The organism is Vreelandella halophytica (assembly GCF_968193635.1).
In genome coordinates, this window is sequence record NZ_OZ309107.1 from 3,285,017 (window position 1) to 3,309,378 (window position 24,362).

The 24,362-nt window shown below is 62.8% G+C and carries 21 protein-coding genes and 1 tRNA gene; 11 read left to right on the top strand and 11 right to left on the bottom strand.

The window, feature by feature from the left end; all coding sequences use genetic code 11:
- Positions 1 to 139: 139 nt before the first annotated feature.
- The 4 genes from trmD to ffh all read right to left on the bottom strand — a co-directional run bounded on the left by trmD (position 140) and on the right by ffh (position 3,586).
- Positions 140 to 901 (bottom strand): tRNA (guanosine(37)-N1)-methyltransferase TrmD, encoded by a 762-nt coding sequence (trmD, locus tag ACWHXT_RS15180; protein WP_447929173.1) that lies wholly within the window; start codon positions 899 to 901, stop codon positions 140 to 142.
- 68 nt (positions 902 to 969) lie between these two features.
- Positions 970 to 1,515: a ribosome maturation factor RimM gene (gene rimM / locus ACWHXT_RS15185; RefSeq protein ID WP_447956443.1), complete on the bottom strand. Its 546-nt coding sequence runs from the start codon at positions 1,513 to 1,515 to the stop codon at positions 970 to 972.
- A gap of 100 nt (positions 1,516 to 1,615) precedes the next feature.
- Positions 1,616 to 1,864: a 30S ribosomal protein S16 gene (rpsP, locus tag ACWHXT_RS15190; protein WP_447530023.1), complete on the bottom strand. Its 249-nt coding sequence runs from the start codon at positions 1,862 to 1,864 to the stop codon at positions 1,616 to 1,618.
- A 300-nt stretch (positions 1,865 to 2,164) separates the two neighbouring features.
- A complete protein-coding gene (gene ffh / locus ACWHXT_RS15195; RefSeq protein ID WP_447927122.1) occupies positions 2,165 to 3,586 on the bottom strand; it encodes a signal recognition particle protein in 1,422 nt (473 codons plus the stop codon).
- Between the two features lie 296 nt (positions 3,587 to 3,882).
- Between ffh and ACWHXT_RS15200 the strand changes: the two genes are divergently transcribed.
- Together ACWHXT_RS15200 and ACWHXT_RS15205 are read left to right on the top strand one after the other, a co-directional pair.
- Positions 3,883 to 4,680, top strand: coding sequence for a cytochrome C assembly family protein (locus ACWHXT_RS15200; protein ID WP_447956444.1), 798 nt, complete (start codon positions 3,883 to 3,885; stop codon positions 4,678 to 4,680).
- An 82-nt stretch (positions 4,681 to 4,762) separates the two neighbouring features.
- A complete protein-coding gene (locus tag ACWHXT_RS15205; protein ID WP_447927124.1) occupies positions 4,763 to 6,037 on the top strand; it encodes an HlyC/CorC family transporter in 1,275 nt (424 codons plus the stop codon).
- Positions 6,038 to 6,043: 6 nt separating this feature from the next.
- On the opposite strand, the gene ACWHXT_RS15210 is transcribed toward ACWHXT_RS15205, so the two are convergent.
- Positions 6,044 to 6,730 (bottom strand): 1-acyl-sn-glycerol-3-phosphate acyltransferase, encoded by a 687-nt coding sequence (locus ACWHXT_RS15210; protein ID WP_447956445.1) that lies wholly within the window; start codon positions 6,728 to 6,730, stop codon positions 6,044 to 6,046.
- The gene (locus ACWHXT_RS15215) at positions 6,727 to 7,341 is read right to left on the bottom strand and encodes a TetR/AcrR family transcriptional regulator (RefSeq protein WP_447927126.1); all 615 of its coding nucleotides are present in this window, start codon (positions 7,339 to 7,341) and stop codon (positions 6,727 to 6,729) included. Before ACWHXT_RS15215 ends, ACWHXT_RS15210 begins: the two co-directional genes overlap by 4 nt.
- A gap of 180 nt (positions 7,342 to 7,521) precedes the next feature.
- Between ACWHXT_RS15215 and ACWHXT_RS15220 the strand changes: the two genes are divergently transcribed.
- Both ACWHXT_RS15220 and ACWHXT_RS15225 read left to right on the top strand, forming a co-directional pair.
- Positions 7,522 to 8,208 (top strand): SOS response-associated peptidase, encoded by a 687-nt coding sequence (locus ACWHXT_RS15220; protein ID WP_447956446.1) that lies wholly within the window; start codon positions 7,522 to 7,524, stop codon positions 8,206 to 8,208.
- Positions 8,208 to 11,069, top strand: a complete 2,862-nt coding sequence (locus tag ACWHXT_RS15225) for an insulinase family protein (RefSeq protein ID WP_447956447.1) — start codon at positions 8,208 to 8,210, stop codon at positions 11,067 to 11,069. The genes ACWHXT_RS15220 and ACWHXT_RS15225 overlap by 1 nt, the downstream gene beginning before the upstream one ends.
- 22 nt (positions 11,070 to 11,091) lie before the next feature.
- On the opposite strand, the gene sbcB is transcribed toward ACWHXT_RS15225, so the two are convergent.
- The 4 genes from sbcB to minC all read right to left on the bottom strand — a co-directional run bounded on the left by sbcB (position 11,092) and on the right by minC (position 14,706).
- Positions 11,092 to 12,588: an exodeoxyribonuclease I gene (gene sbcB, locus ACWHXT_RS15230; RefSeq protein ID WP_447956448.1), complete on the bottom strand. Its 1,497-nt coding sequence runs from the start codon at positions 12,586 to 12,588 to the stop codon at positions 11,092 to 11,094.
- Between the two features lie 131 nt (positions 12,589 to 12,719).
- On the bottom strand, positions 12,720 to 12,971 hold the full coding sequence (minE, locus tag ACWHXT_RS15235; RefSeq protein ID WP_447530032.1) for a cell division topological specificity factor MinE: 252 nt from the start codon (positions 12,969 to 12,971) through the stop codon (positions 12,720 to 12,722).
- Positions 12,968 to 13,786: a septum site-determining protein MinD gene (minD, locus tag ACWHXT_RS15240; protein ID WP_447927130.1), complete on the bottom strand. Its 819-nt coding sequence runs from the start codon at positions 13,784 to 13,786 to the stop codon at positions 12,968 to 12,970. The genes minE and minD overlap by 4 nt, the downstream gene beginning before the upstream one ends.
- A 179-nt stretch (positions 13,787 to 13,965) precedes the next feature.
- Positions 13,966 to 14,706, bottom strand: coding sequence for a septum site-determining protein MinC (minC, locus tag ACWHXT_RS15245; RefSeq protein WP_447530034.1), 741 nt, complete (start codon positions 14,704 to 14,706; stop codon positions 13,966 to 13,968).
- 194 nt (positions 14,707 to 14,900) lie between these two features.
- Between minC and ACWHXT_RS15250 the strand changes: the two genes are divergently transcribed.
- Positions 14,901 to 17,723 (top strand): DUF349 domain-containing protein, encoded by a 2,823-nt coding sequence (locus ACWHXT_RS15250; RefSeq protein ID WP_447956449.1) that lies wholly within the window; start codon positions 14,901 to 14,903, stop codon positions 17,721 to 17,723.
- Positions 17,724 to 17,801: 78 nt separating this feature from the next.
- Here ACWHXT_RS15250 and phbB read toward each other — a convergent pair whose 3' ends face one another.
- Positions 17,802 to 18,548, bottom strand: a complete 747-nt coding sequence (gene phbB, locus ACWHXT_RS15255; protein ID WP_447894423.1) for an acetoacetyl-CoA reductase — start codon at positions 18,546 to 18,548, stop codon at positions 17,802 to 17,804.
- 273 nt (positions 18,549 to 18,821) lie between these two features.
- Here phbB and ACWHXT_RS15260 point away from each other — a divergent pair.
- The 6 genes from ACWHXT_RS15260 (at position 18,822) to nikE (ending at position 24,329) form a co-directional block, all read left to right on the top strand.
- A tRNA-Met gene (locus ACWHXT_RS15260) sits at positions 18,822 to 18,898 on the top strand.
- 452 nt (positions 18,899 to 19,350) lie between these two features.
- Positions 19,351 to 20,913: a nickel ABC transporter substrate-binding protein gene (nikA, locus tag ACWHXT_RS15265; protein WP_447956450.1), complete on the top strand. Its 1,563-nt coding sequence runs from the start codon at positions 19,351 to 19,353 to the stop codon at positions 20,911 to 20,913.
- Positions 20,913 to 21,857, top strand: a complete 945-nt coding sequence (gene nikB / locus ACWHXT_RS15270; protein ID WP_447956451.1) for a nickel ABC transporter permease subunit NikB — start codon at positions 20,913 to 20,915, stop codon at positions 21,855 to 21,857. Before nikA ends, nikB begins: the two co-directional genes overlap by 1 nt.
- Positions 21,854 to 22,720 carry a nickel ABC transporter permease subunit NikC gene (gene nikC, locus ACWHXT_RS15275; protein ID WP_447956452.1) on the top strand — a complete coding sequence of 289 codons (867 nt, stop codon included), beginning with the start codon at positions 21,854 to 21,856 and terminating at the stop codon, positions 22,718 to 22,720. The genes nikB and nikC overlap by 4 nt, the downstream gene beginning before the upstream one ends.
- Positions 22,717 to 23,508: an ATP-binding cassette domain-containing protein gene (locus ACWHXT_RS15280; RefSeq protein ID WP_447956453.1), complete on the top strand. Its 792-nt coding sequence runs from the start codon at positions 22,717 to 22,719 to the stop codon at positions 23,506 to 23,508. The genes nikC and ACWHXT_RS15280 overlap by 4 nt, the downstream gene beginning before the upstream one ends.
- A complete protein-coding gene (nikE, locus tag ACWHXT_RS15285) occupies positions 23,505 to 24,329 on the top strand; it encodes a nickel import ATP-binding protein NikE (protein WP_447956454.1) in 825 nt (274 codons plus the stop codon). The genes ACWHXT_RS15280 and nikE overlap by 4 nt, the downstream gene beginning before the upstream one ends.
- Positions 24,330 to 24,362 lie beyond the last annotated feature (33 nt).

Here is a 24,362-nt window from a genome sequence, read left to right on the forward strand (position 1 = left end):
GTTGCTTACTCCTGAATAACGTAATGGTTCGCCACGCAATGGTGGAAGGGGCAAACCGTGATCCCGGCGCTCGAAGCGAGCTACGCGGGAGTCGTTATGGGTGACGCAGGTGCGTTACGCCCTGCACCGCCGCCCTGACCTACCCGTGGGCCTGGGCGTGTTCTTCGATAAACTCGTCGAGCAGACGCCGCTGCTCAGCACTCAGCTCGCGCCCTTCCAATAAATCGGGTCGGCGCTGCCAGGTTCTGCCTAACGACTGTTTCAACCGCCAGCGTTTGATGGCGCCGTGATGGCCGCTTAAAAGCACATCGGGCACGCTCTTACCGTCGATCACTTCCGGACGCGTATAGTGCGGGCAGTCCAGCAAGCCGTCGTTAAACGAGTCTTCGATGGCGGAATCCTGATGCCCCAGTACGCCGGGTATCAGCCTTGCCGCCGCGTCGATCAACACCATGGCCGGCAGCTCACCGCCGCTTAGCACATAGTCGCCAATCGACCACTCTTCGTCGATGTCACTCTCCACCACGCGCTCGTCGATGCCTTCGTAACGCCCGGCAACCACGACCAAAGGGCCCGCGTTGACAAGCGTTTCGACGCCTTTCTGATCAAGCTTTCGCCCCTGAGGTGAAAGGTAAATCACCTTGGGCACCTGACCATTGCGCGCCTGGCCCTGGGCCTTTGCATCGGCAATCGCGCCGCGCAGTGTGTCGACCTTCATCAGCATGCCTGGGCCACCGCCGTAAGGCCGGTCGTCCACGCTGCGATGCTTGTCGGTGGCATACTCCCGCGGATTCCAGAACTCGAGGGCGATCTGGCGCCGCTCGACCGCTCGGCCCACCACCCCTTGACGGGTAATGGCTTCGAACATTTCGGGAAAAAGCGATACCACGCCGATCCACATAGCGGGCGCCGTCGGCTCACTTTCCATACCGGACGTCTCGGTGCGGGAATCGATGCTCGAATCGATCATCAAAACTCAGGGTCCCACTCGACGATCATCTTGCTCTCGCCCAGGTCGACCTCACGCACCACGTCATCGGGCAGAAAGGGCACCAGCCGCTCGCGCCGGTCGATGGCGTTCTCATCACCGCGCACCACCATGACATCGTTCGCGCCGGTTTCAAACAGGTAGCTCACCTGCCCCAACCGCTCGCCTGACACCGTAAAGACCTGTAGGCCTTCGAGCTCGTGCCAGTAGTACTCGTCGTCGGCCAGTTCGGGAAGGGCTTCTTTGGGCAGCAGGATCTCGGCCTGGGCCAGCGCTTCGGCGGCCGTACGGTCATTGATATCCTTGAGCTGCACCACCAGCGCCTTGCCCTGGCGACGCCCCGTAATGACCGGCATACGCGTCAGGGTCTGGCCCTGGCGCACCCACCACTCCGGGTACTCCAAAATACTGTCTATCGGATTCGTGTAGGAGTAGACCTTGAGCCAACCCTTCACCCCATGGGGGCTTGTCAGCTTACCCAATACGACATGAGCGTCGTCAGCCTGGCTGGCGTCAACACGGGTCATTCACCAACGCTCCTACTACTATATCCAGCGCCGGGGTATCCAGCACTACAGTATCTCGGTCTCCGCATCGCGTTTCTCGATACGGCACTTCTCGGCAGACTTACGCCTGCTTGCTTGCTTCTTTAACCAGCTCGGCAACGCGGCCGGAAAGCTGTGCACCGTGGCCCTGCCAGTGTGCAACGCGCTCCAGGTTTACGCGCAGACGCTCTTCCTGACCACGGGCAACCGGGTTGAAAAAGCCAACGCGCTCGATGAAGCGGCCATCACGCGCGTTGCGCGAGTCGGTCACGGTCAGGTGGTAAAAGGGACGCTTTTTGGCGCCACTACGTGCCAAACGAATGGTAACCATACGATAACTATCCTTCGGTTGAGGTTACGAGAGTGGAGCATGGCGCACATCGCCATCAGAACACTCATCATGCAGTTTCCGGTACGCGTTACCTGTACAGAGGTTACTAAAACCCAAGTGCCTGATACGTACCGTTTTTCCCATACTTCACGGGTAGATCGAAGCAGCGCGACTGGCGCAAAGCCCTAACACCCACGCATGAAGAGGCCGCATTCTACGCAAATGCGGCCAACTTGGAAAGTCTGGCCGCCAGAAAACTCATAAGGCGTCAACCAGACACACTCTTTTGATAGGCAAGCCTTAACGCCAGGGCAGCCCACCGCCGCCGCCCATGCCGCCGGGGCCACCCATACCGCCAGGCCCACCGGGGCCGCCGCCGCCGCCCATCATGCCGGACATGCCGCGCATCATCTTCTGCATGCCGCCTTTCTTGCCGGCTTTCTTCATCATCTTCTGCATCTGCTTGTGCTGCTTGAGCAGGCGGTTCAAATCCGGCACCTGAAGACCGGCGCCGGCGGCGATACGGCGCTTGCGCGAGCCGTTGATGATGTCCGGCGAGCGGCGCTCCTTGGGCGTCATGGAGTTGATCAGCGCCTCGAGCTTGCCCATCTCTTTTTCTGGGCCCGGGCCCTGGGCCATTTCAGCCATTTGGCCCATGCCGGGGAGCTTACCGAGCAAGCCCCCCATGCCGCCCATCTTCTTGAGCTGCTGGAGCTGCTCGCGGAAGTCCTCGAGATCGAAGCCGTCGCCCTTCTTGACCTTGTTGGCAAGCTGGGTGGCCTTGTCCTTGTCGACGGTGCGCTCGGCTTCCTCGATCAGCGAGAGCATGTCGCCCATGCCGAGGATGCGCGAGGCGACGCGGTCCGGGTGGAACGGTTCGAGGGCGTCGACTTTCTCACCCATCCCCATGAACTTGATGGGCTTGCCGGTAATGTGACGTACCGACAGCGCCGCACCGCCACGGGCGTCGCCGTCGGCCTTGGTGAGGATCACGCCGGTCAGCGGTAGCGCTTCGTGGAACGCCTTGGCGGTGTTCACCGCGTCCTGGCCGGTCATGGCGTCGACGACGAACAGCGTCTCGTCGGGGGTGATCGCCTTATGCAGCGCCTGGATCTCGGCCATCATCGCTTCGTCGATGGCCAAACGGCCCGCGGTATCGACCAGCACGACATCGTGGAACTGAATTTTGGCGTGCTTAATGGCGGCGTTCGCGATGTCGACCGGCTTCTGGTCCGAGCTCGATGGGAAGAAGTCGACCTCGACCTCTTTCGCCAGGGTCTCGAGCTGATCAATGGCCGCCGGGCGGTAAACGTCCGCCGACACTACCAGCACTTTCTTCTTCTCGCGCTCGCGCAAAAAGCGGGCAAGCTTGGCAACGGACGTGGTTTTACCCGCGCCCTGCAAACCCGCCATCAGCACAACGGCGGGGGAGCTTTTAAGGGTCAGCCCTTCGTTGGCCTCGCCCATGATCGCTTCGAGCTCTTGCTGAACGATCTTGACGAACTGCTGGCCCGGCGAGAGGCTTTTAGATACTTCCTGGCCGACGGCGCGCTCACGCACGCGCTCGATGAATTCCTTGACGACGGGCAGCGCCACGTCCGCTTCCAAAAGTGCCTTACGCACTTCGCGAAGCGTTTCCTTGATGTTGTCATCGGTCAGGCGCGCCTGGCCTTTAATCGACTTCAGCGTCTGGGAAAGACGCTCGCTCAGATTCTGGAACATGGGGCCTCTGCCTTTATCGCTGCCGCCGGGCGTAGACGCCGCCGGACGTGTGTAGGTTCGATTATACGCGCTCAACGCGCGAGTCTCTATGGCTTCTCGCGATACACTGCTGTGCGACGCTTTACGATTGGTTATAGTAGGCGCTAGTCTCTCGGCCTGACTGATTATTCTTAGCCGTGTTCATCAACGACGTGTTTATCGACCACCTGGTTAGCGACGGCCAGACGTATTAATCGACAACCGGGTCATCGACGACGTTTCTTAACCTTACGCGCGCGAAGCGCACGGATAGCATCATGCAGGCGCTACCTTTCGCCACCATCGCTTTTGTACTCTACATTGCCGCGGCCATCTGGCAGGGCATGACGCTGTTCCGCCGGGTACCCCCGCGGCGGGCCATGGTGCGCCTTTTGGGCGCATTCGGGCTTTTGCTGCACATACCAGTCGTGGTCATGCTACTGGGTGAGACGCCAGGGCTTTTGCCCGGCTTTTCCACCAGTGTGACGCTTTTGATGGCCGTGGCGGTGAGCGTGGTGCTGGTCGCAAGCCTATTCAAGCCGGTGCTGAACGCCAGTATCGCGCTTTTCCCGCTGGCCGGGGTCGCGCTGATTTTCGCCACCTGGCTTCCCAACCAGGGAAGCCATACCGGGCTTACGCCGGGTATTTTACTGCACGCGGCAAGCTCGGCGCTGGCCTTTGCGGTACTGGCGATTGCCGCGGTTCAGGCCGTGCTGGTTGGGCTGCAAAACCAGGCCCTGCGCCACCACCACATTCGTGGCATCGTGCAGTCGCTCCCACCGCTGACCACCATGGAGCGGGTGCTATTCGAACTGGTGTGGGCAGGGGTGGTGCTACTCACGCTCTCGATTGCAAGCGGTTTGATCTTTCTCGACAACCTCTTCGCCCAGCATTTGGTGCACAAGACCGTGCTCTCGATCGCCGCCTGGGTCATCTTTACGACGCTTTTGATCGGTCGCTACCGGTTCGGCTGGCGGGGCATGCGCGCCGTGCGCTGGACGCTGGGCGGCTGTCTGCTTTTGATCCTGGCGTACTTCGGTAGTAAGTTCGTGCTGGAAATAATCCTTAACCGCTAGCCGGGCCTCGAGGGGGTGTTCTTGACAGACACCCCACGTGCTTCTAAAAACGAGCTTGATACGCCATAAAGGAACTTTCGACTTGAGCGACGATTTCCCGCTGGGATTACTGTTCGGCCTTTTAGCCTTACTGATACTGCTATCCGCCTTCTTCTCGAGTTCTGAAACGGGCATGATGTCGATCAACCGCTATCGACTCAGCCACCAGGCGGGCAGCGGCGACCGCCGGGCCAAGCGGGTCATGCGCCTTTTGACTCGCCCCGACCGGCTGATCGGCGTCATCCTGATCGGCAACAATTTCGTCAACAACCTGGCGGCGTCGATTGCGACCATCATCGCCATCCACTTCTTTGGCGAGGTGTCCGGCCCGGCCATCTCCACGGCGCTTTTGACCATTGTCATTCTGATTTTCGCCGAGGTAACGCCCAAGACCTACGCCGCGATCAAGCCCGAGCGCATCGCCTACCCGACCTCGATGGCGCTGGAGCCACTGCTGAAGCTTCTCTATCCGCTGGTCTGGCTAGTCAACGCCGTTTCCAACGGCCTGCTGCGCCTGATCGGGGTCAAAAGCGTCGATAGCGGCGGTGACAGCCTGACCCGGGACGAACTGCGTACCGTGGTCCACGAGGCGGGTACGCTGATCCCCTACCGCCACCGTGCCATGCTGCTGTCGATTCTGGATCTGGAAAACGTGACGGTAAACGACATTATGGTGCCGCGCCACGAGGTACTGGGTATCGATTTGGACGATTCGCTCGAGGATATTCTGGCCCAGATACGTACCAGCCAGCACACTCGCCTGCCCGTCTACAAAGGGGATATCAACAACATCATCGGCATGCTCCACCTGCGCAACGCGGCGCGCTTTCTTTCCCGCGACGAAGTCACCAAGGCGGCGGTGGTACAAGAGGCGCGCGAGCCCTACTTCATTCCCGAATCGACGCCGCTGCACACGCAGCTTTTGAACTTTCAAAAACAGAAGCGGCGTATCGGCATCGTAGTGGACGAGTATGGCGACGTGGAAGGGTTGGTCACGCTGGAGGACATTCTCGAAGAGATCGTCGGCGAGTTCACCACCGACGTCTCGGAAGACGAAGAGATTCATCAGCAGGATGACGGCAGCCACGTGATCGAAGGTACCGCTAACATCCGCGAGATCAACAAGATGCTGGGCTGGCAGCTCCCTACCGACGGCCCCAAGACCCTCAACGGGTTGATTTTGGAGCATCTCGAGGCGTTCCCGGAAGGGCCGGCGTCGCTGCAAATCGGCAATACGCGAATGGAAATTCTGGAAATCCGCGACAACCTGATCACCTCGGCGCGCTGCTGGCCGCTGATCCGTCTTCCCCGGCGCTAAGCCGGTCTAGATCTTTTTCTGCGAGGCCTGGCCGCGCTGGGCGATGTCCAGCTCACCGGCGATCTTGAGTGCCTTCACGCGCGCCTCGAGATAAGGGCGCAGCGCCGCGCCTTCGGCGTCCTGGGCCATCACCGGCGGGCCGAAGGTGAGCCGAACCGGCGCACGAAAGCGCGACGGCCACTTCTTGAGCGCTTTGCCGCCGCAGTGCGACGTCCAGGAACCCCAGAGGCCGGCAAGCCCGGCGGGAACCACCGGCACGTTGTCCCGCGCCAGCATGGTTTCCAAACCGCGCCGGAAGGCCTGCAGCTCCCCGTCCGGCGTCAACCGCCCTTCGGGAAAGATCATCACCACCTCGCCGTCGCGCAGCGCCTCGCTAATCATCTCCAGCGTACGGCGAAGCCCCGCCGGCGTTCGCCGCTCGGACTCGACCGGAATCGCCCCGACCAGCAGAAACCACCACTTGAGCCAGGGCGAGTCGAAAATCGGCTGGTCCATGACAAAGCGCAGCGGCCGGGGGCTGCCCCCGCCCAACACCAGCGCATCCATGAAGCTTACGTGATTGCACACCACCAGTGCCGCGCCCTTGCGGGGCACGTGCTCGCGGCCGCGAACGCGCAGCCGGTAGCACAGCCGCATGGCGATATAGATGGCGTAGCGCAGTACGTAGCGCACCGGTTTGACGACCCGTGTCACGCGGGCGCCCCCTGAGCGCGAAGCCCGGCCAGCACCGTGCTCATTAGCTGATCCAACAGTTCGTCGACCTTGAGCTGCTGACCCTGCCAGTACCCCAGGCGCTCATTCAGCCCCAGCTGCACCAGACCATGCACACTGCCCCACAGCGTGCGGCCCAACCGGCGCGCCTCCATGTCATCCAGCGCGGGCTGGTAGCGTTTTAACGAAGTTTCCACTTGGGTAAATAGCGCCTCGATCAAATCGCTTTGGCGCTGGTCGAGCTCGCCCTCTTCGGCCAGGGGGTAGTCGAACAGCAGGTGCCAGCGGTAGCAGCCCGCCTCGGCGAAGTGCCAGTAAGCGTGGGCCAGCTCGCGAAGCCAGGGCTCGGGCTCGTCTTCCGTCAGACTCTCGATGGTTTGCTGCAGCCGCGCCAGGGTTTCCACGTTGACGTGCTGCAATAAATTGTTAAAGCTGCCGTAAAGTTTGAGTAGCGTACTCGGCGCGCACCCCACGTCCCGGGCCAGCGCACGCAGCGATAAACCGTGGACAGGCCGCGAGGCCAGCCACTCGTCGCAAACGTGCATGACCTGCGCATGGAGGGTATCGGGCGCATGCTGTCGGGGACGGGCCATGGCGATCTCTTCAGGTCAGGCAAAAAGGCGAATGCCTCAACGCACTTGAGTTTGAGCAAGGGTTAATATAAGACAGGATACCTCACATCGAACACTGTTTTCGATACTAATGCACGACATTTAGCGTATTCTTGTCGCCCCGCGCCCAGCATATTTAACACGGGTTATAAGGAGACAGGCATGACGGGACGCCTACACGTGCAGCGCCTATCGCTTTCCCGCATGGTGCCCGAACTCAGTCAAAGCGACCCCTTCATTAGTTCGCCCAATTTAGCGCCGCGCCAGCCGGTATCGGCCCTTCGCCTGGAACAGGGCGTTATCCGCCACACGCCGCTTTTTTGGGGGCTAACGCCGCCCTGGCTCAAGGTGCTCGACCATGCCCCGCACTGCGCCCGGGCCGAGTCGCTCGACAAGCGGGCGATGTTCGAAGAAGCCTTCAACGCGAGGCGCTGCGTCATCCCCGTAACCGGCTTTTACGTATGGCAGCAGCGCCCCGGCGGCAAGCAGCCCTACCTGGTCACCGCGACCGACCGTGCCCCGCTGCTGCTGGGGGCACTTTGGTGTCGCTACCACACCACGCTGACCGCGTTTACCGATTCCACCGCCTTGATCAGCGTGCCGGCCAACGTCTGCTTGTCCACGCTGACCGACCGGCTGCCGCTGGTCATCGAACCCTCGGCACTGGATCGCTGGCTGGACCCGGCAAGCTCGTCGGCGCACCTTCACGCGCTGATGACCCCGGCACCTTTGGAACTGTTGGGCGCCTTTCCGGTATCAAAGAGTGTCAATAACCCCGCCAACCAGTCGGCTGCCTGTGCTCACCCGCAAGGGGCCATGCTGCGATGGACCGCGCCCGAGGAGTTTTAATGTTACGCCCACACCCTACCGCCCCTGCCTTGACCTTACGCTACGCCGCGGCCGGCATGGTACTCAGCCTGACCGGGTATGCCCCTGCCCTATGGGCTGAGGATACGCCGGTGGCCGAGGTCACCACCCCGATCACGAGCCCCTTCGATGCCCGCGACTATCGGGTCGTGACCCTGGAAAACGGCCTGCACGCGCTGTTGGTCAGCGACCCGGAGGCCGACAAGGCAGCCGCTTCGATGAACGTGCGAGTGGGCAGCGCCCAGGACCCGGACGATTTATTGGGGTTGGCCCACTTTCTCGAGCACATGCTGTTTCTCGGTACCGAGCCTTACCCGGAACCCGACGCCTACCAGAGCTACATTGCCAACAACGCGGGCTCGCACAACGCGTTTACCGCCCAGCAAGACACCAACTACTTCTTCGACGTAGCGCCGGATGCACTGCCCGGGGCGCTCGACCGCTTCAGCGCGTTTTTCCTCTCGCCGCTTTTCAACGCCGACCAGCTCGAAAGCGAGCGTAATATCGTCCACTCCGAGTACCGGGCACGCATCCGCGACGATTCGCGCCGGGAAAGCGACGTGCTCGACCAGGTATTGAACCCGGACAACGCCACCACCGGCTTTGCCGTGGGCAGCCGCGAGACCCTGGCAAGCCCCCCGGAAGGCGAAACGAGCCTGCGCGACCGGATCATCGATTTTTACCACCACCACTACGATGCCAACGTCATGAACCTGGCCGTGGTCGCCCCGCAGCCGCTCGATACGCTGGAAGAATGGGTCGTGGAGCGCTTTGCCGATATTCCGGACAACGGCCTCGAGGCGCCGGTCATCGACGAGCCGCTGGCGCTAAGCGATGACCTACCGATCTATATCGAGCGCCAATCCCTCGAGGACCGCCGCCAACTCAACTTCTACTTCCCGGTGCCGGACCCCACCAGCGATTACCGCACCAAGCCCTCGCAAATGGCCGCCCACCTGCTGGGCGATGAAAGCGAAGGCAGTCTTTTGGCCGTGCTGCGTGAGGCGGGGCTGGCCTTCGGGCTTAGCGCCGGCGTGGGCCGGGGCGACGGCGAGCACGCGCTGTTCGTGGTGTCCATCAACCTGACACAAAGCGGCGCCGAGCGCCTCGACGACGTTCAGGCGACACTCTTTGCCGCGGTGAACGAGATCAAACGCGAGGGGATCGAGGACTGGCGCTTCGAAGAGCAGGCCGCGCTTGCCGAGCAGGCGTTTCGCTTTCAGCAGCACGGCGACCCGCAAGGCGAAGCCACCCGCCTGGCCATGAGCCTTTCGCGCTACCCGGTCGAAGACGTTCAATACGCCCCCTACCGTATGGACGGCATGGATAGAGACGCCCAGCAGGCGTATCTGGACGCGCTGACCCCTGCCAACATGATCCGTGCCTACTCGGCGGCGGAGGTCGAAAGCGATACCGTCTCGCCCTGGTTCGACACCCAGTGGCGTAAGCTTCCCGCCCCCGAAGCAAGCGGTGAAGCGCTTGGCGGGCTGGCGCTTGCCAAGCCCAACCCCTTTATCGCCAGCGACCTGAGCCTGGAAGAGGGGCAGGACGAGAGGCCGGACGTCCTGTTGGAGGCGCCGTCGTTTACCGCCTGGCACATGCAGGATAGCCGCTTCAACACGCCAAGCGTCGAGTGGCGCATTAGCCTTCAGCACCCCAGCGCGAGCTACTCTGCCGAGGAAGCGGCGCTGACGCGTATGCTCTCGGGCTGGCTGAACGACAGCTTGAGCACCTCGCTGTATCCTGCCTGGCTTGCGGGCCAATCCTTCGACGCCTACCCCCACGCTCGGGGCATGACGCTGGCGTTTTCGGGCTGGCGCGACGGCCAAACGCCGTTTATCGAGCAGGCGATCGAGCAGTTGAAAACCGCCGAGATCACCGACGAGACCTTCGAACGGGTGCGCTACCAGCTCCAGCGCGAGTGGCAAAACGCCCCCCAGGCGCCGCTCTACAATCAGGCCGGCCGCCTGGTGGGCGAAGCGCTTCTAACACCGCAGTGGGATAGCCGCGCGCTGTATGCGGCCAGCCAGCGTCTCGAGTGCCACCACCTGGAAGACTTTCGAGAGCGCTTTTTAAGTGAGCTGTACGTCGACGCCATGGCGGTGGGTAACCTCGCGGCCGAGCAAGCCCGGGAGCAAGCCACGCTGATTCGCGATACGCTGCGCCCGCGCCTGACCCGCGAAGATATTCTGGATGTAACGCCGCTGGCCATCGATGAGGGCGGCGCGGTGCTCCACCCGGACAGCGCCCGGGACGAGTCGCTGGTGCTTCGCTACGTTCAGGGGCGCGACCAAAGCGACGACGAGCAGGCTGCGCTCATCGTCATTGCCCAGTGGCTGAATACCGCTTTCTACCAAACCCTGCGCACCGAGCAGCAGCTCGGCTACGTAGTGAGCGCCAGCTATTCGCCGCTGCTGGACGCCCCGGGCATTGCCTTTATCGTTCAGTCGGCGGATGTCGAAAGCGACGAGATCGCCCGGCGCATCGAGGGCTTTTTGGAAAGCGCCACCGACGAGCTTGAAACCCTGGATGACGAGACGCTTGCGCCTCACCGTCAGGCGGTGGCCAGCCGCTACGCCCAGCGCGATACGAGCCTTTCCGGCATGGTCAACCGCTACTGGCAGGCCACCGCGCGCACGCCGATTCGCTTCGACCGCCGCGAAACGATGGCCGAGAAGGTACTCGAGGTAAGCGCCGATGACATTCGCGCCGCCTGGCCTTCGCTTATGGCGCGCACCCTGGACGTGCGCTTCGACCCGGGTGATACCCCCAGCGACACCGCCGCCTACCGGGCAAGCCTTGAGCCCTTCCCCGAGCCCACCGATGAACGCGAAGCGCCCTAAAGCGGCGCTTTGACCTCCCCGCTCAGGCGTCGAACGCCTGAGCGGGCAGCATCGCCTCCACGAACATCACCACCTCTTCGAGCACCTGGCGCTGGTAGTCGGTCAAACGCTGCTGGTTGTAACCTTCGATTTCGCGAGCGAAGGCTTTTAGCGTAAAGCCGGAAAGCGCCGGGTCGTTCAATCGCGCCCAGCGAAACGCCTCCCACTGCTCGCGCTCTTCGCCTTCCAGGGTATCGGGGTAGTTGCGCGCGCGAAAGCGAAACAGCATCTCCTCCAGCCGCGGGTCCTGAAAGGGAAAGCGCTGACCGACCAAATCCCAGGGCGCCATTTCCCGGACCCGCTCCATCTGTTGGCGATCCGCCGCGGAGAAGAAGCTGCCCGAGTAAAGCATCAGATCCGGGTCTTGGGGGGCGTCATCGAAGCCTGCGTTGAATACCTCGGCCACTTTTCGAGCAACACCCGGCAAGTCCGCGCGCAGCGCCCTCCAGTGTTTGCGGCACTGCTCGACGTCCATCCCCAGGCGCGCCTGAATGTCGCCGTACTCACCCTTTTTGGGGCCTTCTACATCCTTCAATGCCGTGGCGGGAAATACCACCGGGCAGCGGTTGATGTGAATCACCTTGAGCGGAATACGCGACTCGCCCTCGGCCAGGTCCTGCTGGCTGACGAAGACCCGCTGGCGGATCTGCTCGACACTCAGCGATGTGAGCTCACCAGGGTCTGCGCTCAGGTCGAAAACGATCACGCCATTGGGGTTGGTGGGGTGTTCGGCCAGCGGCATGACCAGCGCGCTGCAGGCGCGGCTGGCCGGGTAGCGCCGGGAGATGTGCAGCACCGGCTTGGCGCTTGCCACATCGAGCTGGGCCGCCACGGCGCGCTTGCCGCGAAGCCCCATCAGGTAGTCGAAGAGCCTGGGGTTTTGGGCTTTCAAAAGCCTTGCCAGCGCGATGGTCGCGCGCACGTCTGCCAGCGCGTCGTGAGCGCCTTCGTGGGCAATGCCGTTGGCCGCGGTCAGGTCTTCGAGCTTGAAGCTCGGCGCGCCATCTTCACGTGTGGGCCACTCGATTCCCTGGGGGCGCAGCGCGTAAAACGCGCGTACCACGTCGATCAAATCCCAGCGGGAGTTGCCGTTTTGCCACTCGCGGGCGTAAGGGTCGAGAAAATTACGGTAAAAAAGATGACGCGAGACTTCGTCGTCGAAGCGCAGGCTGTTATAGCCCACCGCGCAGGTACCAGGCTCTGCCATGAGCGCCTGTATCCGGCCGGCGAACTCGGCCTCTGCCAAGCCGTGGCGCTGGGCTTTTTGCGGGGTGATCCCGGTGATCAGGCAAGCGGCGGGGTGCGGCAAGGCGTCATCACTGGGCCGGCAGTAGATCTCTACCGGCTCACCGATCTCGTTGAAGTCGGCGTCGGTGCGCAGCGCAGCGAACTGCGCGGGGCGGTCGCGGCGCGGGTCGGCGCCGAAGGTTTCATAATCGTGCCAAAGAAAACTGGCAGGGGCGGCGTTGGCTGGCGCCATGTGCGGATACTCCCGTGAACGTATCCCGCCAGCCTACAACAACGCCGTTATACAAAAAAGTTCAAACCCGGCACGGGTCGTCATGCCCGGCCCCGCCACCCTGCTCGACTCACTTCATGCCGCCCTCTCGCTCACTCCTTGGGCAGGGTGACGTTGAGTTCGAGCACCGAGCAGTTGTCTTCGCTGTCCAGCGACACCTGAATGGCGTCGTCCGCGACGTGCACGTAGCGGCGCACTACTTCCAGAAGTTCGCGCTCGAGCATCGGCATGTAATCCGGCTGGCCACGCTGGCTGCGCTGGTGGGCCACAATAATTTGCAAACGCTCTTTGGCGACCGAAGCGGACTTCTTGCGCTCGCGCTTCAAGAATTCCAGCAGTTTCATCGACGACCTCCCCCAAACATGCGGTTCAGAAGACTTTTACGCTGTACTTCATGAAAGCGTAGCGGAATCTCTTCGCCCAAAAGACGCGAGACGGTATCGGCGTAGGCCTGACCGGCGTCGCTTGCGCCGTCGTGGGTGACCGGCACGCCCTGGTTCGACGCTCGCAGCACCGCCTCGGACTCCGGAATCAGCCCGATCAAATTGATCGCCAGGATCTCGCGAATGTCTTCGAGCGTGAGCATATCGCCGGAGGTTACGCGCGAGGGGTTGTAGCGGGTGATCAGCAGGTGCTCCCTGACCGGGTCCAGGCTCTGTTCGGCGCGGCGGGTCTTGGAGCCCAAAAGCCCCAGAATACGGTCCGAATCGCGCACCGAGGAGACTTCCGGGTTGGTCACGACCACCGCTTCGTCGGCAAAGTACATGGCCAGCTGCGCGCCGCGCTCGATCCCCGCGGGCGAGTCGCACAGGATGAAGTCGAAATCGTTACGCAACTGTTCGAGCACTTCTTCCACGCCTTCCTGGGTCAGCGCGTCCTTGTCGCGGGTTTGCGAGGCCGGCAGGATAAACAGGTTTTCTACACGCTTGTCGCGGATCAGCGCCTGATTGAGCGCCGCCTCGCCCTGAATGACGTTCACCAGGTCGTAAACCACGCGCCGCTCGCAGCCCATGATCAAATCCAGGTTACGCAGGCCCACGTCGAAGTCGATGACGACGGTTTTTTTGCCGCGCAGCGCAAGCCCGGTGGCAATGGCCGCCGCGCTGGTGGTTTTACCGACCCCCCCTTTACCTGAGGTCACTACAATAATTTTGGCCAAGAGTCATTTCCTTTAAGAGGTCGTTACATCGCGGGGGGATATTTTTATCGTCGTCGCGCGCAACGAGAACATCAATGTCAGTCAGTAGACGTATCAATACGGCCTTACTGTAACGAAAAGCAACCTGTACGTCGCTACGCCCGTCGCTCTCTACGGCAAACGGCGTATCGATTTCAGGTTTACGCCAGCAGTTTGATCTCGAGCTGTTCCTCGGAGAAGTGTACCTGGGCGGCGGCGCCTAAAAGCTTCGGGTCGATATCCTCGAGGCGCTTGTAGTTGCCCGCCACAGAAAGAAGCTCCGCTTCGAGCTCGCGACAGTAGATGCCGGCGTGGGTATTCCCGTGAATGCCCGCCAGCGCGCGACCGCGAAGTGCCCCGTAGACATGGATACTGCCCGCAGCCAGCACCTCGGCGCCGGCGTTGACCGCGCCGATGACGATCAAATCCCCTTCGGCGGCGCTCACCTGTTGGCCCGAGCGCACGGTACCGCGAAATAATCGGGTCGCCACCGCCACGGGTTCGCTGCCCGCCTCGACGGCGGGTTCGACCGGGGCGCTGGTGGGCTCTACGCTTTCAAGGGCTCGCGCTCGGCTCTCTTCGACCGGAGCGAACCAGCCAAGGCCGAGCGCCCAGGCCGACTGGCGAACCGGCTCCGGGCCGCCGCGTACCGCGACCGGCAAAAGCTTGTGGTCGCGGCACACCGCGCAAATACGCTCCAGGGCCAGGTGCGGTTCATCGAGCTTTTCCACGCTCAGTACAACCGGTGTATGCTGAAAGAACGCGGGGGATTGTGAGAGTTTGCCGGCCAGTTGACGCCTGATCTGCTCGGGGTCGGCACTGCTTAACTCCATGACCGTCATGGGCAGCATGCCGCCTTTAAAGGTAAAGGCGTTGTCGGCACTATCGGCATTGAGGCTCATGGCCGAACTCCATGTCATGTTCAGGTAAGATAATCGTAGCGCAATCTCGCGCCGGGGATGTGAAGGCCCGCTGGATTTTGGGCGCAAAGTCACATTACCAATGGCAAAGCTAAGCGACAGCGCCGGTGACTGCAACTACCAAAGCACCGACGGCTGATTTTTTTCACGCGACGCACCTTCTTGCAGGATGATTCATGCACGGACTGTTAAGACGCCTGTTCGCGCCTCGGTGGCAGCACCCCGACGCCGAGGTCCGCCTCAAGGCACTCCATCAGCTGGACCCACAACAATCAGAACAGCGCGAGGCCTTGAAAGCGCTTGCCGATGATCCAAAACCCGATATCCAGCTTGCCGCATTACAGGCACTGGACGATATCGAGACGCTGGTCAGCCGCCTCCCCGATCAGGGCGAGAATGGCCCGTGGTATAACACCGCCCTCGAACGGCTCACCGGCCGCCAGGGCCAGACCAGCCTTCACACCCGGTGTCAGCTTACCGCTACGCTGACCGATAAAGCGCTGCTAAACGACATTGCCCTGCGCGGCGACAACCTGGATTTGCGCCTGACCGCCCTGGCCGCGCTAACCGACGACGCCGATTTGATCCACCAGGCGTGCCACAACGGCGTGGCCAGCGTCCGCCACCGGGCCGCCGAGCGTATCGAAGACGAAGAGAGCCTGAAGCGGCTTTTAAAACAGGCGCGCCGCGACCGCCACGTCATGCGCCTGGCGCGGGAAAAGCTGGACAAACTTCGCCACGACAGCGCCTGGCTCGAGCAGCAAAAGGCCCGCCGCGAGGAGCTTTTAACCAAGCTCGAGCAACTGGCGGGCGCCCCCTGGGAGCCGCTTTACGGCGGGCGCCTTCGCCATCTGGAGCGCGAATGGCGAAAGCTCGAACACCCGCCGAGCGCCGACCAGGAGGAGCGCTTTCATCGCGCGAGCCTGGGCGCGCGCAAAACCTTGAGCGACCACGAAACCCAGGAGCAGGCCCGCCAGCAGAGCCAACTTCGCCGCGACGAAGTGGAGACCACCCGAGAGCAGCTGCTGGCTGGGCTGGAGCAGACCCTGCGCGGGCTCGATCACGCCGAGGCCGTAACGCTTCAGGATATCGACAGCCTGCGCGCCCAGCGCCAACTTTTGGGCCAGCGCTGGCAGTCACTTTCCGACCAGCACGCCGCGCCGGAAACCGCCCAGGCGCGCTACACCCAGGCGCTCGATGAGTACGAGCGCGTCATGGAGGCCTGGCAGCGCTGGCAAAGCCACCAGTCCGCCTTCGAAACGGCGCTGGCCAACCACGACCTGAAGACGCTTGCCGAGCTTACGTCCTCGCTTGCCTGGCCCGAGACGCTGGCCAAACCAGCGCTTCTACAGCGCGCACTCGAGCTTTTTGCGCTCGACCAGCAACAAAGCCAACGGGATACCCCCTCTTTGGAGGCGCTCGACGCCGAGCTCGATAATTTCGAGCACATGCTCGAGCGCGGCGCGTTCAAAAGCGCCAGCCGGCTTCACCAGCGCCTGAAACCCACCCTCGAGGCGCTCGACACGCCAAAGGCAAAACCGCTCAAGGCGCGCTTGAGGCACCTGGGCGCGCAGCTGGCCGAGCTTCGCGACTGGCGCGGCTTCGTGGCCGGGCCCAAGCGCGAACAGCTCTGTACGAGCATCGAGGCGCTCGCCGACGATACTTACATGGCCGAGCCGGCGCTGGACCGCCGCCACCGCCAGCTCGTCAAGGAGTGGAAGGCGCTGGGCGACGCGGCGGCCAGCCGCGAGCTTGCGGCGCGCTTTCGTCACGCATCGGAGCGTATCCACGAGCGCCTGGCCCCCTGGCGCGAGACGCTGGAGCAGACGCGCAGCGCCAACCTTCGCCGCCGCGAAGAGCTCTGCGAACAGCTCGAAACGCTTTGCGAGCAACCCTCTGAAAACGCCGACCCGGACGTGCTGCGCGAAATTCGCGACAAGGCACGCCACCAATGGCGCGAATACGCCCCGGTCCCGCGCGAGGCCTCGGAAGCGGTGGGCCGGCGCTTTGGCAAGGTACGCCACCGACTGCAGGCACTGATCGACCAACGCGCCGAGCAGATCGCCGCGCAAAAGCGGGCGTTGATCGAGGAGGTTCAGGCGCTTCTACACGATGCCGAGCAGCCGCTCAACGAGCGCATTCAGCGCGCCAAGACGCTTCAGCAGCAGTGGCGAAGCCTGGGCCGGGCGCCCAAGGGCGAGGAGCAGGCGCTCTGGAAACACTTCCGCCACGCCTGTGACCAGCTCTTCGCCCAGCGCGACGCGCATAAAAACGAGCAAGCGGCCCGCCAGCAGCAGAAGCTCGACGACATGCAGACGCTCATCGACGAAATGGATAGCTGGCAGCCCGCCAAAGCCGATGACGCCACCACCCTCGAGGCTTTCATTCAACGCGCCCAACAGTTGGAGCCGCTGCCGCGCAACCGACGAAGCGAAGGGATGCAGCGCCGCTTGAGTGGCATTGTTCGCGCTCGGCGCGACCGGCTGAGCCGCCTGGCGGTGGCGGCCATCGTGGATCAGTGGCAGGCGCTTACGCCGCTGATCAAGGCGCACCTGGCCGCCGACCACGCCGCCCTCGAGCAGTCAGCCGCCACCTCGGTGGACGCCGCTGACGTCCTGGGGGCACCGCTTTTCGGCGCGTTTTTGAAAGCCCACCAGCGGCGCAACGCCGCGCGCGGCAACGCCCAGCCCTTTTCTGACCAGGCACACCAGGCGGTCAACGAGGCGCTGGCGAAGCTTCGCGTTCACCTTTCGCTACTGGCGGTGGGTAGCGTCAAACCCCAGGACGAGCCGCTGCGCCTGGCCATTCAGGTCGAGCGTTTGAACGAAGGGTTGAGCGGCGAGCGCAGTCAGGCCGAAGAGACCCAGGCGATTCTCGAGGCCCTTTTAGCGCTCGGCCCCATGCCGAACGAAATTTGGCAACGCGAAGCCGGTGAGCTCGATAGCCTGCTGGGCCATCTGGCACAACTACCCTCGCCTGGCGCACCAGGCGAGCACTAAAAAAGGGAGGCTTTTGGCCTCCCCCTTTTATTTGCGCTTGCTCATGCGCGGGCGCCCGCGCGGACGCTAGGCCCGCGACTAGCCCATGAACTGGCCGCCGTTGATATCGATATTGGCGCCGGTGATAAAGCCCGACTGTTGGTCGGCCAGAAACGCGACCAGCCGGCCGATCTCTTCCGGCGTACCGTAGCGCTTCACGGGAATGGTTTCGCGAATCGCCTCGCGCACCTTCTCGGGGATGTTCATGATCATATCGGTGGCAATGTAGCCGGGGGAGACGGTATTGACCGTAATGCCTTTAGTGGCCGTTTCCTGTGCCAGCGACATGGTCAGACCGTGCATCCCCGCCTTGGCGGCGGCGTAGTTGACCTGGCCGAACTGGCCCTTGCGCCCGTTGATGGAGGAGATATTGATGATGCGCCCATACGCCTGCTCGAGCATGGGGTTGATGACACTGCGGCAGGTATTGAACACGCTATTGAGGTTGGTATCGATGACCTCGCTCCACTGCGCCTGGTCCATCTTCTTCAACGTACCGTCCCGGGTGATGCCGGCACAGTTCACCAACACGCTGATGGGGCCGTGGGTTTCGGTGATCTCCCGGGCGCCGTCCATACACGCCTGGTAGTCCGATAGATCGACACCGGAAAGCGCGATGTTGTCGAAACCGTCGGCTTTTTGGCTCTCCAGCCACGTTTTGGCTTTTTCCGGATTACGATACCCGGCCACGACCTGGTACCCCGCCTCGGCCAGCGACCGGCAAATCGCCGTACCGATGCCACCCGTTCCGCCCGTCACCCAAGCAACCTGGGGTTGATTAGCCATTGACTACCTCCCTGATATGACAAATGGCCTGCACCAAACGTAAACGCCCGTAGCGCCGCAAGCCACTCTAAATTGGCGCATAAACGCGTCGGCTTATCGCGCACCGTGTTGTTATCTTCTTTTCCTCGACACCCGCGCTTTGCAAGGCGTCTTAAAAGCATAGCGTTACTACGCCAATGTTGCAGCACGATGAATCAAACGGGCTTCAACAGGAAAACTTTATATAAACCATTGACGCGGGCCCAAATATGCGTAGAATACGCCACACGTTGATGCGGGGTGGAGCAGTCTGGTAGCTCGTCGGGCTCATAACCCGAAGGTCATCGGTTCAAATCCGGTCCCCGCTACCATCTTCTACGAAAAAGCCGTTACCGAAAGGTAGCGGCTTTTTTGTGTCTGGAGAATGGCGATATGCGAGAAAAGCGCGTCGGGCTCGGCGCTTTATAAGCCCTGGAAGGTCATCAGCCCAAATCCGGTCCCCGCTACCATCTTCTACGAAAAAGCCGTTACCGAAAGGTAGCGGCTTTTTTGTGTCTGGAAAGTGGCGATATGCGAGAAAAGCGCGTCGGGCTCAGCTCTTTATAAGCCCTGGAAGGTCATCGGTTCGCTTTTGTTTTAAGATCAGCGGTCCCCGCTACCATCTCCTACAAAAAAGCCGTTACCGAAAGGTAGCGGCTTTTTTGTGTCTGGTCATTATTCTTTGCCTGATCGCGTTGCGACGTTCAGCGCCGCCCTACGCCCCGGCGCCCAAGTATGATAATTTTGATAATTCATCATACTCTTCAAGACTTTCGAGGTAGCCGTGCGCGCAGCTCTTGGTGCCCTGTTGGCACTCTCTTTAACCCTGGGGCTTACCGGTCAGACTCAGGCGCAAACACGCCTCAACGTCTCTTGGCCGAGCAACGTGGGCCCCTTGAACCCGCACGGCTACACGCCCAATCAGATGTTTGCCCAATCCATGGTGTACGAGCCGCTGGTAAAGTATCAATCGGATGGGTCGGTGGCGCCCTGGTTGGCCCGCTCCTGGGAGGTCTCCAGGGACAAGCGCACCTACACCTTTCATCTGCGCGACGACGTCACGTTCTCCAATGGCGAGCCCTTCGATGCGGCGGCGGTGGTGGCCAATTTCGAGGCGGTGCTCGCCCATCCGGCCCCCCACGCCTGGCTCGAGCTCGTCAATCAGATCGAGCACGTCCGCGCGCTTAGTGATGATACCGTCGAGCTGACCCTGGCCGAGCCCTACTACCCGGCACTGCAGGATCTTACCCTGCCCCGCCCTTTTCGCTTCGTGGCACCGTCGCAGCTCGATGACAGCGCCGGTGGCGTCCTGGCGCCGATCGGCACGGGCCCCTGGGTGCTCGACGAGACGCGCTTGGGCGAGTTTGACCGCTTTGCGCAAAACGAACACTACTGGGGCCAGACACCGGGCTTCGATGAGATCGATGTCCGCGTGATTCCCGACCCCAACACCCGCGCCATCGCGCTGCAAACCGGCAGCATCGATTTGATCTACGGCGCCGAAGGGCCGGTTTCGCCGGACACTTTTCAGCGCCTGGCCGATAGCGGGCGCTACACCACCGCGCTTTCAGAGCCGGCCGAGACGCTGATGCTGGCGCTCAATAGCCAGCATGGCGCCACACGCGAGCGCGCCGTACGCCAGGCGATCAATCACGCGGTGGATAAAGCCGGCATCGTGGAGAGTGTGTTCTACAACACCCAGCGCGCTGCGGATTCGCTGTTTGCGCCAAGCGTGCCCTACGCCGATGTGGACCTGCCCCCCTACGAGTTTGATCGCGAACGCGCCGCCGAGCTGCTCGACGAGGCGGGCTGGACGATGGACCGCGGCGTTCGCACCAAAGGCGGCGAGCCGCTTCAGATCGACCTGGTGTTTACCGGCAACGATGCCATCGCCAAGTCGATGGCAGAGATCGTGCAGGCCGAACTCGGCCAGGTGGGGATGCTGATCCGCCTGATCGGCGAGGAGGAGAGCAGCGTCTATGCCCGCCAGCGCGACGGCCGCTTTGGCATGATTTTCAACCGCACCTGGGGGGCGCCCTTCGATCCGCACGCCTTCATTAGCGCCATGCGCGTGCCCGCCCACGCCGACTACCAGGCGCAGCTGGGCTTGCCGGACAAGGCGGAAATCGATGCGTTGATCAAAGAGATTCTGGTCTCGACGGATGAGCAGAACCGCCAGGCGCTCTTCGAGACGCTGCTGACCCGCCTGCACGAGGCCGCCATTTATCTGCCGCTGACCTATAGCAACGTGCTCGCGGTGGCGGACCCGGCTATCGGGGCGATCCACTTCGGCGCCATGCCGGGCGAGATCCCCTTCGAGCGCTTTACCCCGGAGCACGCCGACTAATGGCGGGGTTCATTGCCAAACGCCTACTGCTGCTGCCGCTATTGCTGCTGGCCGCCTCGATCCTGATTTTTTTGCTGCTGCGCCTGGGGCCTTCGGACCCGGCGCTGGACTACCTGCGACTTTCCCAGGTGCCGCCGACCGCCGAGGCATTGGAACACGCCCGAGCGGCGTTGGGCCTCGATCAGCCTTTGATCAAGCAGTACCTGGACTGGCTTTCGAGCGCGCTGCGCCTGGATTTTGGCGTCTCCTACGCGACCCAGCGGCCGGTGCTGCCGGATCTTCTTCATTTTCTGCCCGCCACGCTGCAGCTGGCGGGGGCAGCCTTCGTCCTGACACTTGTCGTCTCGATACCGCTGGGGCGCTGGGCGGCGCGCCACCATCACCGCGGGCCGGATGCGGCGGTGCGCCTGATCGCCTTTTTCGGCGTTTCCATGCCCAACTTTTGGCTCGGCTTTCTACTGGTGCTGCTGTTTTCGGTGACCCTTGGGTGGCTGCCGCCCATGGGCTACGGGAGCATCGCGCACCTGATCATGCCGGTGGTGGCGGTCTCGCTGATGTCGCTTTCGATCAACGCGCGAATGCTGCGCGCCAGCATGCTGGAGGTCGCCGGGCAGCGCCACGCGCGCTTCGCCCGCCTGCGCGGTCTCGGTGAGCGCGATGTCGAACGCCGCCACGTCTTTCGAAACGCCCTTTTACCCATCATTACCGCCTCCGGTATGCATATCGGCGAGTTGATCGGCGGCACGTTGATCATCGAAAGTATCTTCGGCTGGCCAGGCGTTGGCCGCTTCGCGGTGTCGGCGATCTTCAACCGCGACTACCCGGTCATCCAGTGCTTCACACTGCTTCTGGTGGCGATCTTTGTGGTGTGCAATTTGATCGTCGATATCGTTTACGCCTGGGCAGACCCGCGCATTCGCGTCTCCCGCGAGGGGGTGCAATGAACACGACCGCCACGACCGCGCCGCCCCGCCGAGGCGGGTGGCGCCAGGCGCGCCTAAGCACATGGGTCGCGTTTTTGCTGGTGGCGGCACTGGCCGGCGCTGCGCTATTCGGCGGCTGGCTTTCGCCCTACGACCCCAATGCGGTGGTGCTGGCCGAGCGTCTAACGCCGCCCGGCGCCGCGCACTGGCTAGGCACGGACCACCTTGGGCGCGACATTCTCACCCGCCTGATGGCGGGCACGCAGGTCTCGCTGGGCGTGGTGGCCATCACACTTTCGTTGATGCTGCTGCTGGGGATCGGGGTCGGCGGCAGTGCCGGCTTCATCGGCGGGCGCACCGACCAGGTGATCATGCGCCTAATCGACATTTTCCTGACGTTTCCCACCTTCGTGCTGTCGCTTTTCATGATCGCTGTGCTGGGTACAGGACTGACCAACGTGGTGCTCGCCATCGCGCTTTCGCACTGGGCCTGGTACGCGCGCATCACCCGCGCCGTCGTGCTCTCCCTCAAACACCGCGACTTCATCAGCGCCGCCACCATGGCCGGCGCCAGCCGAACGCAGGTGTTCCTGCGCCACCTGCTGCCGGCCACGTTTTCGCAGCTGGCGGTACTGGCATCGCTGGATATCGGCCACATCATGCTGCACGTATCAAGCCTTTCGTTTTTGGGCCTGGGGGTGGCCGCCCCGACGCCGGAGTGGGGCGTGATGCTCTCGGATGCGCGCCAGTTCGTCTGGACCGAGCCGCTTTTGATGCTCTGGCCCGGGCTTGCGCTGTTTATCAGCGTGATGGCCTTCAATCTGCTTGGCGATGCCCTGCGCGATCACCTCGACCCTCACCTCCACCGGGAGCAGCTATTGTGAGCGACCCACGGCCCCATCGCACCTTGAGCCTTTCGAACATGACCGTCGATGCCCCACAGGAGCGGCTGGTGGACGACGTTTCGCTGACGCTGAATCGCGGCGAGGTCGTCGCCCTGGTGGGCGCCAGCGGCTCGGGTAAATCGCTGACCTGCGCGGCGGCCCTCGACGCCCTGCCCGGCGGCGTGCAGAAAAGCGCCGGCCAGGTATCCCTGGACGGCGCGCCGATCGCGGCCTCGCTTTTGCGCGGCCGAGTGGTGGCGTCGATCATGCAGAACCCGCGCAGCGCCTTTAACCCGGTGCGCACGCTCAAGGACCATGCCGAGGAGAGCTTAAAAGCGCTGGGCGTGATCAAAAAGGAGCGCGCCCCGCGTATTCATCAGGCGATGATCGACGCGGGGCTCGACGAGCCTCAACGTCTGCTCAAGCACTACCCTTTCGAGATGAGCGGCGGGATGCTTCAGCGGGCAATGATCGCGCTGGCGCTGGCAAGCCAGGCGCCGTTTCTCTTTGCCGACGAACCCACCACCGACCTGGATAGCGTTCACCAGCGCGCGATTCTCGACCTGCTGGCCAGGCTGCGCGAGCGTTTTGGGCTGGGTCTTTTGCTCGTGACCCACGACATGGGCGTGGTCGCGCGCCTGGCCGATCGCGTGCTGGTCATGGACCAGGGGCGGATCGTCGAAAGCGCGACGGTGGCGACGATATTCAGCCACCCAAGCCACGCCGTTACCCGGCGGCTGGTCGAGGCGCACCTGTCGCTCTATCCGCATTCCGGGGGAGCACCATGAGCTTTTTGGCCACCCAGGATCTGGATCACACCTACGCCCGCCGCGCGCTTTTTGGCAAACGCCCGGCCCCGGTGCTCGAGGCGGTGTCGATGGCCATCGAACAGGGCGAAACGGTGGGCATGGTGGGCCGCAGCGGCTGCGGCAAGAGTACGCTGGCGCGGCTTTTGACCGGATTGGAGACGCCCAGTCGCGGCGCCGTAACCTTTCAGGGGCAGCCGCTTTCGGCCATGACGCCTGCCCAGCGGCTGGCGTTTCGCCGCCAGGTACAGATGGTGTTTCAGGACCCGCAGGGGGCGGTGAGCCCGCGCCTTAGCGTTTTCGAGATCATAAGTGAGCCTCTTATCCACCTAACCGGGCTCACCCGCGCGCAGCGCGCCGCGCGGGTGGCAACGCTTCTGGACGCTACCGGCCTCGAGGCGCGCATGGCCACGCGCTACCCCTTTGAGCTCAGCGGCGGCCAGCTTCAACGGGTGTGTATCGCCCGGGCACTGGCGCCCCGGCCGTCGCTGATCGTACTCGACGAAGCGGTATCGAATCTGGATCTACACCTGCAAATTCAAATGCTGGAGCTCTTTAAAGCGTTAAGGCGCGATCAGGGCGTGGCGTTTTTGTTCGTGACCCACGACCTTCGCCTGGTCGAGCGCTTCTGCTCGCGGGTGCTGGTCATGGAGCGCGGTCGCGTGGTGGAAGAGAGCCCCGTCACGGCGCCGCTGGCGCTTGCCTCCCACGAGGGCCGGGCGCTTTTGGACGCGGTGCTGCCCGCTTTTCCAACCAAGGCGGCCCCGCCCGGGGAACGACTCGCGCCCGCGACTGTCCTTTAACGGCTACGCCCCATTTTTAAAGGAACTGATCGA